We start from the raw sequence: 6397 nt of genomic DNA on the forward strand, positions 1-6397 counted from the left end.
ATAAACGGATAAATTTAATGCGTACCAGTAATTATCTTCTTTCTACTCTGAAGGAGACTCCAAACGACGCAGAAGTAGTAAGCCACCAGCTTATGCTACGTGCAGGTATGATCCGTAAGCTAGCTTCAGGTCTTTACACCTGGCTACCTACTGGTCTACGTGTATTGCGTAAAGTCGAAAACATCGTTCGTCAAGAGATCGACAATGCAGGTGCTGTCGAAACTCTGATGCCCGTTGTTCAGCCGTTTGAACTATGGGAAGAGACAGGTCGTTCTGAAAAGATGGGCCCTGAGCTACTTCGCTTTACTGACCGCCATACTCGTCCGTTTGTTCTTAGCCCAACTGCTGAAGAGGTTATCACTAGCCTTGTTCGCAACGAAGTAAGCTCGTACAAACAGCTTCCTCTTAACCTATACCAAATCCAGACTAAGTTCCGTGATGAGCGCCGCCCACGTTTTGGCGTAATGCGTGCACGTGAATTCTGCATGATGGATGCATACAGCTTTGACATCGATAAAGCAGGTCTAGAGAAATCTTACCAAGCGATGCACGATGCTTACTGTAAAGCATTCGATCGTATGGGTCTTGAGTACCGTCCAGTACTGGCTGACTCTGGCGCTATCGGCGGTAGTGGCTCTCAAGAGTTCCACGTACTAGCAGAAAGCGGCGAAGACCTAATCGCGTTCTCTACTGAGTCTGATTACGCTGCGAACATCGAAAAAGCAGAAGCAGCAGCTCCTACTGGCGATCGCGCACAGCCAACTCAAGAGATGACTCTTGTTGATACGCCAAACGCGAAAACAATCGCTGAACTCGTAGAGCAGTTCGATCTACCAATCGAGAAAACTGTTAAGACTCTATTCGTTAAAGCATCTGATGAAGTTGATGCCGATATCATCGCGCTTATCGTTCGCGGTGACCACGAGCTAAACGAAGTAAAAGCAGAAAACCTTCCTCAAGTAGCTGCTCCTCTAGAGATGGCAACCGAAGAAGAGATTCGCGCACTGATCGGCGCTGGCCCTGGTTCGCTAGGTCCTGTTGGTCTTGAGCTGCCATTCATTGTAGACCGCACAGTGGCTATGATGAGCGACTTTGGCGCGGGTGCTAACGTTGATGACAAACACTACTTCGGTATCAACTGGGGTCGTGACGTTGAGCTAGGCCAAATTGAAGATCTACGTAACGTAGTGGAAGGCGATCCAAGCCCATGTGGCCAAGGTACGCTAATGCTTAAGCGTGGTATCGAAGTCGGTCACATCTTCCAGCTAGGCAATGTTTACTCTCAAGCGATGAACTGTGGTGTTCTTGGTCCTGACGGTAAAAACGTAATCCTAGAGATGGGTTGTTACGGTATCGGTGTATCACGTGTTGTTGCTTCTGCAATCGAGCAGAACCACGATAAATACGGCATCATCTGGCCAGACGCACTAGCGCCTTTCCAAGTAGCTATCGTGCCAATGAACATGCACAAGTCAGAAGAAGTGAAAGAAGCGGCTGAGAAGCTGTACGCTGAACTGACTGCTATGGGTATCGAAGTTCTTTTCGATGACCGTAAAGAGCGCCCAGGCGTTATGTTCTCTGATATGGAGCTTATCGGTGTTCCTCACACTATCGTGATCGGTGATCGTTCAATGAAAGAAGGCAACTTCGAGTACAAGAACCGCCGTAACGGTGAGAAGACTGCAGTAGCGATGGCTGACATTGTTGAGCACGTTAAAGCGCAACTTGCTTAAGTTGTTTAACGCTTAGGAATACAAAAGGCCGATGGAAACATCGGCCTTTTTTGTTTTTGCCGTCATCCTCAAGAATGAGGAACGAATGAGTTGGGGATCTCTTGAAGTAAGTCGAATGCTCTATGAGATTCCCTACTCCTTCCTTCGTCAGTCTATGGAATGACAGTATCTATACCGCGCTCGCTAATCCAACGGCTCTGTTGGCGCTTGGCTTGCCACCTTCTTCGGCGCGTATGGCACATCAACAAGTTCGTCAGCATTGCCATCAATCAACTCACCAAAGTGGAAAATACCAAATTCTCCCGGCTTCATACGATGCCACTTCTCATTGTCTGTCAGCGGCTGAGTCGCAATCACTGAAACAATATCATTCGGTGTTGTCTCTTCTTGGAAGTTAATCTCAACGTCTTCATCAATCAGTGATGCTTTACCGAATGGGGCGCGACGTGTGATCCAATACAAATGATTAGTACAGTAGGTTACGACATATTCACCATCAGAAAGCAGCATATTAAATACTCCTTTCTCACGCAGTTTGTCACAGCACTCAGCAACGAAACGGAACACGCCAACCATATCTTGTGGTGGCTCAGGGTATCGGTCTTCCATCTGCTTAAGTAACCAGCAAAACGCTAATTCACTGTCCGTCTGACCTACTGGGCGATGTCGACCTGTATGGAAGTCTTGATAATCACAAAGCTGGCCATTATGTGCAAATGTCCAATAACGTCCCCACAATTCGCGAGTAAATGGGTGAGTATTTTCTAGGTTGACGCCACCGCGGTTGGCTTGTCTGATATGACTTATCACCGCACGACTCTTTATCGGGTAGTTTTGAACTAGCTCCGCTATTTTTGAATCGCAACTCGGGTTGGGATCTTTAAAGGTACGAAAGCCCTTACCTTCATAGAAAGTAATCCCCCAGCCATCACGATGCGGGCCAGTATTACCGCCTCGCTGCATCAAACCAGTAAAACTAAAACAGATATCGGTTGGAACGTTAGCGCTCATTCCGAGCAATTCACACATGGTCTAGCAAACTCCATTCTTCCTTGCGTGTCATACTTATTTAATAACATAAGCGCCAGCAAGATTGCTAGCGCTTATAGTTATAAGATAGAAAACGGTAACAGCTATTAAGCCTGCTCCATTTCCTTTTCAATCAGCTGAATCACGATGTGGATGATTTTGATGTGGATCTCTTGGATACGGTCAGCGTAACCAAAATGCGGTACACGGATTTCAATATCCGCTAGACCAGCCATTTTACCGCCATCTTTACCTGTCAACGCGATGGTTTTCATCCCTTTAGCTTGAGCGACTTCAATCGCCTTTAGGATGTTACCTGAGTTGCCTGACGTCGATAGACCAAACAGCACGTCGCCTTTGCTACCTACCGCTTCAACATAACGTGAAAAAACAAAATCGTAGCCGAAATCGTTGCTCACACATGATAGGTGGCTCGGATCTGAAATCGCGATACCCGGTAAACCAGGACGGTTTTCGCGGTAACGACCTGTTAGCTCTTCAGCAAAATGCATCGAATCACAGTGTGAACCGCCATTACCACAAGACAGAACTTTACCACCTTGCTTAAATGAATCAGCAATCATCTTCGCCGCCGCTTCAATCTGAGCAATATTATTATCATCACTCAAAAACTTATTCAGTACATCGGCAGCTTCGGTCAATTCGTTTTTAATTAGGTCCTGGTACATAGGTTTATCTCTAATTTTTGTAATAAATAGTTCTGTATCAATTACAGAAAGCATTACCTACAGAGTTTACTCAAACAATTCTCACTGTCGATAGCCCACCGTTAACAATTGCACCTTTATTACAAATCTCTCCTCACAAAATCTGCATGACTCATCATTTTTAAACCTTTCACTCTACTTAGATCACTTTTTGAACAAATTGCCATTTTACATTTTATTAATATTTTGATTACACTTAACTGGTTAGACCTCTCACTACTTTAAAGGCGTACAACACATATAAGGCCGCCGTAAAAGGAACAATAATATGGACATCTTGCTCTCTATCTTAGGTTTTACCGCTGTACTGGCGGTTTGCTTATACCATCGCAGCTCGCTGCTACTCTCTATCTCGGCTCTGACCGCAACCATGGTAGCTCTGTCTATCTTTGGTAGTGCGGGCTCACTGAGTTGGATTCTATTTATCGCAGCGGTTGTGACATTAGCTATCCCGCCGGTGCGCCAATCTCTGATCAGCAAAAAAGCACTGACTCTATTTAAGAAAGTGCTTCCTGCTATGTCGCAAACGGAAAAAGAGGCACTTGATGCGGGTACAGTTTGGTGGGAGGCCGAGCTTTTCAAAGGTAAACCGAACTGGAACAAACTACATGAGATTAAAGATCCTAAGCTAAGCGCTGAAGAGCAGGCATTCCTTGACGGGCCAGTAAGCGAAGTGTGCGCCATGGTTAACGATTACCAAGTAACGCACGAACTGGCTGACTTACCACCTGAAGTATGGCAGTACTTAAAAGATCACAAGTTCTTCGCCATGATCATCAAAAAGAAATACGGCGGTCTTGAGTTCTCAGCTTATGCGCAATCTTTGGTGCTGCAGAAACTGACTGGCGTATCCAGCGTTCTGTCATCAACGGTAGGCGTACCAAACTCTTTAGGCCCAGGTGAACTACTGCAACACTATGGTACTAACGACCAGAAAGATTACTACTTACCTCGCCTAGCCGAAGGTAAAGAGATCCCTTGTTTTGCCCTGACTAGCCCTGAAGCTGGCTCAGATGCTGGCTCTATCCCAGATTTCGGTGTGGTATGTAAAGGCAAGTGGGAAGGCAAAGAAGTACTAGGGATGCGCCTGACTTGGAACAAGCGTTACATTACGCTTGCTCCTGTTGCGACGGTACTAGGTTTAGCATTTAAACTGCGTGATCCAGAAGGCCTACTTGGTGAACAACAAGACCTTGGCATCACTTGTGCCCTAATCCCAACTCACCTAAAAGGCGTTGAAATTGGTAACCGCCACTTCCCACTAAATGTACCATTCCAAAACGGCCCTACTCGCGGTGACGATCTGTTTGTGCCACTAGATTTCATCATTGGTGGGCCGAAAATGGCAGGCCAAGGCTGGCGTATGCTGGTTGAATGCCTATCGGTTGGTCGCGGTATTACCCTACCTTCCAACTCAACCGGTGGTATTAAAACTGCCGCGCTTGCAACTGGCGCTTACGCACGTATTCGCCGCCAGTTCAAACAGCCAATTGGCCATATGGAAGGGGTCGAAGAGCCATTGGCACGCCTAGGTGGTAATGCCTATGTGATGGATGCAGCAAGCGCATTAACGGTTGCCGGTATCGACCTAGGTGAAAAGCCATCGGTCATTTCAGCTATCGTTAAATACCACTGTACTCACCGTATGCAACATAGCGTGATTGATGCAATGGATATTGTTGGTGGTAAAGGCATATGTATGGGGCCATCAAACTTCTTAGCGCGTGGCTATCAAGGTGCACCTATCGCAGTCACCGTGGAAGGCGCGAACATTCTGACTCGCTCAATGATCATCTATGGTCAAGGCGCGATCCGTTGCCATCCTTATGTTTTAGCAGAAATGAATGCCGCCTATTCAGATTCATCAGACGCTCTGGATAAGTTTGACAGCGCTCTAGCTGGCCACGTCAGCTTTACCATGAGTAACTTTGTTCGAAGCTTGTGGTTAGGTCTAACTGATGGTCGTTTCTCCAATGCCCCAGTTAAAGACCAAACAACCCGCTACTACCAACAGCTTAATCGCTACAGTGCCAATATTGCCTTCTTATCAGATATTTCCATGGCTGTATTAGGCGGTTCTTTGAAGCGTAAAGAGCGCCTATCTGCACGCCTTGGTGATATTTTGAGTCAGCTGTACTTAAGCTCTGCAACGCTGAAGCGCTATGAAAGTGAAGGCCGTATTGCCGATGATCTGCCTCTGGTTCACTGGGGTCTGCAAGACAGCTTAAAACAGACAGAGCATGCGATTGATGAGTTCTTGGCGAACTTCCCGAACAAGTGGCTAGGAAAAGCACTCAGAGTGATCATTCTGCCATTTGGCCGTATTCGTAAAGCGCCAAGTGATAAGCTTGATAGCCAAGTAGCGCAAATTCTTCAAACGCCAAGCGCGACTCGTTCTCGAATTGGCCGTAACCAATACTTTGAAGCGAGTGAATTTAACCCAGTCGGTAAAATTGAACAGGCACTGCATATCATTCTAGAAGCGGAGCCTGTGTTCGATAAGGTATGTAAAGCGACGAATAAACGCCGCCCATTCCTACGCTTAGATCTCGTGGCTGATATCGGTCTAGAGCAAGGCATAATTGATAGCAATGAAGCTAACTTGTTGCGCGAAGCCGAGCAGCATCGTCTGTATGTCATTAATGTTGATGATTTCGACCCAAAGGACTTGGCGGCAAAGCCTCAGCCAACACTGACACCTGCAATGGATGAAGTCGCTTAACATTCCAATCCGTCGATACAACAAAGGGCTGCCAATGGCCTGTCTCTTATACACAATTCCCCAAGCCACAGCTTGGGGATTTTTTTTGAACTAATTGCATGTTCCATGATCTGATCATCTAAGCAATGACAAGGATGATTACCATGACTTATATAGAGCCAACTCTTTGGGCGCAAAAGCAATTC

At 46.4% G+C, this 6397-nt stretch carries 4 protein-coding genes; 2 read left to right on the top strand and 2 right to left on the bottom strand.

Going from position 1 to position 6397, the window contains the following annotated elements; genetic code table 11:
- The first annotated feature begins 17 nt into the window (after positions 1–17).
- Positions 18–1733, top strand: a complete 1716-nt coding sequence (locus ELS82_RS20310; protein WP_134837090.1) for a proline--tRNA ligase — start codon at positions 18–20, stop codon at positions 1731–1733.
- Positions 1734–1916: 183 nt separating this feature from the next.
- Here the strand turns inward: ELS82_RS20310 and ELS82_RS20315 are convergent, their stop codons facing one another.
- Together ELS82_RS20315 and lpcA are read right to left on the bottom strand one after the other, a co-directional pair.
- Positions 1917–2762, bottom strand: coding sequence for a class II glutamine amidotransferase (locus tag ELS82_RS20315; protein ID WP_134837091.1), 846 nt, complete (start codon positions 2760–2762; stop codon positions 1917–1919).
- Between the two features lie 107 nt (positions 2763–2869).
- A complete protein-coding gene (gene lpcA, locus ELS82_RS20320) occupies positions 2870–3451 on the bottom strand; it encodes a D-sedoheptulose 7-phosphate isomerase (RefSeq protein ID WP_134837092.1) in 582 nt (193 codons plus the stop codon).
- Between the two features lie 307 nt (positions 3452–3758).
- Between lpcA and fadE the strand changes: the two genes are divergently transcribed.
- Complete coding sequence (gene fadE, locus ELS82_RS20325) at positions 3759–6212, top strand: acyl-CoA dehydrogenase FadE (RefSeq protein ID WP_134837093.1); 2454 nt, start codon at positions 3759–3761, stop codon at positions 6210–6212.
- The last annotated feature ends 185 nt before the right edge of the window (positions 6213–6397 follow it).

It is taken from the genome of Vibrio ouci, from assembly GCF_004551525.1.
GTDB lineage: Bacteria > Pseudomonadota > Gammaproteobacteria > Enterobacterales > Vibrionaceae > Vibrio > Vibrio ouci.